This is a genomic window from Paramesorhizobium salinisoli, from assembly GCF_003335045.1.
Taxonomy (GTDB): Bacteria; Pseudomonadota; Alphaproteobacteria; order Rhizobiales; family Rhizobiaceae; genus Paramesorhizobium; species Paramesorhizobium salinisoli.
The window spans coordinates 1-429 of record NZ_QOZG01000121.1 but is presented as its reverse complement, the minus strand read 5'-3'; the positions used below and the strand labels follow the sequence as shown (position 1 = coordinate 429).

General features: G+C 60.8%; 1 protein-coding gene. It reads right to left on the bottom strand.

What is annotated here, in order from left to right:
- Window positions 1–429, bottom strand: a 429-nt coding sequence (locus DUT91_RS25980) for a DUF3987 domain-containing protein (protein ID WP_160113729.1), incomplete at both ends; no start/stop codon positions are given.

Sequence of the window (429 nt, the reverse complement as noted above, 5' to 3'; positions counted from 1 at the left end):
TCCTCGCTTAAGGCGCGTAACGTCGCGAGCCGGATCGCGTTTTCGGCAAAGCGCCCGATTACACCGTCACGCGATTCGTCCTTCTCGATTTCGCTTTCCTGCCAGTCCTCAATTTCCAGCCACGCCTTTTCCGCTTCGGGGGAAGCCCAAGGCACCTCCAGCAAACTTGGTTCGCCTCGCGGGTCGCGCCACCTTCCGGGGGAGTCGATGCGTGGCCACGGGAACTTTGCTGCGGCACTCTTGATCGATTCCTTCAGAGGTGCCGGCAGCTTGAGTCCGTTGTCGGAAGGATTGGCGCGCGCCGGGCGATCACTCGGCGCGATGAAAACCATGCGCGCGACGAAGCCGTCTGAAAGGTTCTTCTCGGACAGGCCGCCATAAAACCGCGAAGGCGTCGATGTCCCAACAATGGTTAGAGACGGGCAGTGT